The organism is Autumnicola tepida, assembly GCF_031846485.1.
Classification (GTDB): domain Bacteria; phylum Bacteroidota; class Bacteroidia; order Flavobacteriales; family Flavobacteriaceae; genus Autumnicola; species Autumnicola tepida.
Genome location: NZ_JAVRHQ010000063.1, coordinates 1 through 2,396, shown reverse-complemented (window position 1 = coordinate 2,396; position 2,396 = coordinate 1). Strand labels below are relative to the sequence as shown.

The following is a 2,396-nucleotide window of genomic DNA, read 5'->3' as shown; positions in this document are numbered from 1 at the left end:
TAAGGTTATTGATTCAAGTGAAGTATCATTATTTGGGTCAAAAACAACATATGAATATTAGAAAACCGGCCAGTGCATAACATCGGTTATAGCAAATAGCGGGTTTTATCGAAAAAGTGTAATTTAGAAAACCAAGAAACAAAAGGTTAAGCCGACAAACCCGCGTCCCTACTCCCGCTACTTGTCCATAACCGTAACCGTTGGCTGTAATGTAAATAGTGAGATTAGATATATGAACGAACTTGAAATTTTTTACGATAATTTAGATAAAAGTGATTATGATTCTCGCTCTAGACATAAAATAAATCAAGAGTTACAGAAAGTTTCTACAGTTCTTAACGAGAAAGGCGAATTTAAGTTATTTAAAAAATCTGAGTTAGAAAGACAAGGTTTTGCAATCATTAAATCATTTGATAAAAAAGAAGATAGAGAAAATGGCACATTAAATGGTTTGAGTTGGACAACGTCTGGAAATAAAACTTTGGAAGATAAAAGTGTTGTTCCATTCTATTGGCCAGACGTAACTAAATTGACAAAAGAAGATTTTGAGTACTTTGAAGAGAGATACAAAAAAACTAAAAATTTATACTCAAAAACGGAATTTGGATTATTAATATACTTCGGAGGAAAAACTCGCTTTTCAAATCACCGTGACTTTAAAATATCACTTTTTGAAAATCTATTTTCTTTAAGTAAAACTTACCTAGAAAAATCTAAGAATCCTAATGATAAAAATCATTACATATTAGATTATATAAGTACTTTAAAAGCCGCATTTCAATTAGCGTTAAAAGCTAAAATCTCCCCTGAATTAAAAAAAATTATAGAACACGTTTATGAAACACATCAAAATTGGGATGTTACAAATAATAGTTCTCTAAGGGTTTTATTAGATCTTTCCTCCTTATCATCTGAGCATTTTAAAAACTTTAAAAATGAAGTTGATTATGAAAAGATTATCTCTAAAAATCTAGAGGGAGCTAAAGAGCAGGAAAAAACTCATACCTGGGGGGCAATATACATTGTTGATATTTGCATTAAAATTTCAAAAAAAATTAATATTGATTTTACCGATCTTTTAAAGTATAAAGCTGAGTTATATTTAAAATTATCGAATGAAGCAGATAAAAATAATAACATTGCTAGTGTGTCATTTACTGAAACAGCACTTCGATTATATCAACAAGTCAAAGATTCAACTAAAATCCAAGAAATAGAAAAACTATATTCTGAACAGAGAGGTAAGTTTAAAATGGCAACCATTAGCCAAACGTTACCAGAAGAAGAAGCAAAAAGAATAACAAACAAAATTATTTCAACAGTAAATTCCTTCAATGAGTTACAAATAATTGAAACTTTAATTGCCTCGCCTTGGTTTAGCAACATTGATGGAATAAGAGAAATGGCAGAGAATTCAAAAAAAGCAAGTCCTTTCTTATCAATGCTTGGTTCATCCGTTATTGATAAATTCGGAAATACTATTGACAAATTTAATACAGAAGAAGAAAGAGAAGAATATAACTTTTGGCAATCTTTTGGTTTCAGTTTTCAAATTGGAAAACAAACCATGCATAAATTTTTCATTGAAGCATATAAAGAGAATAAAATAAGCTTTGAATCAATTAAAACATTTTTAGAAGGAACTTGGTTTAACGAACCAATATCAAGAAATTATAATGGTGAGAAGTATGATATTCTACCTATTCACCTTGTTCTGCCCGGAATAAAAAAAATCTTTGAGGAATTAGATAAATTTTCCAACAATAATAAATATGAAGCTGATTATGTTCTAATTACTGATAGTTTAGTTTTAAAAGTTGAAACACTTATTAGGAATTTTTGTGAAAAAATAGGAATATCAACCTTTAAAACAAGACAAAAAGGTAAGGATGAATTAGTGATGGAGAAACTATTGGATGATTTGCTGGCTGATATAAAGCATTCTGATAATAATCCTACGGGTTTTGATGAAGAAGATAGAGTTTTAATAAAGTATGTGATGAGCGAGAAGGCTGGTCTAAATTTGAGGAATCAAATTGCGCATGGTCTAATGGATATTTATGAATATATTTTTCCAAATATAGTTACCGTGCTCTGTATAATTTTAAAATTAAGTAAATACCATTTCGTAAAAAGATAAATTAATACTTATAATTTACACTACAGCCAACATCGGTTCATCTCAAATTCCGGGTATTTTAGTAAAAAGTGTAATTTTATAAACCAGGAAAGAAAATGGTTAAACCGACAAGTCCGCGTCCCTACTCCCGCAACTTGCGATAACCGTAACCGTTGCCAAGAATAGCGCCGACTGAATTACAAATTTCAACCTGCTAATATTGTGTATTTTCTTATTGAAAATCCCGCTCACATTTAGCGGAAAAAAGTAATTATAA

The 2,396-nt window shown here is 29.8% G+C and carries 1 protein-coding gene; it reads left to right on the top strand.

All coding sequences use genetic code 11. From position 1 onward, the window contains the following. Window positions 1-232: 232 nt before the first annotated feature. Window positions 233-2,140, top strand: coding sequence for a DUF4209 domain-containing protein (locus RM553_RS19290; protein WP_311536601.1), 1,908 nt, complete (start codon window positions 233-235; stop codon window positions 2,138-2,140). Window positions 2,141-2,396 lie beyond the last annotated feature (256 nt).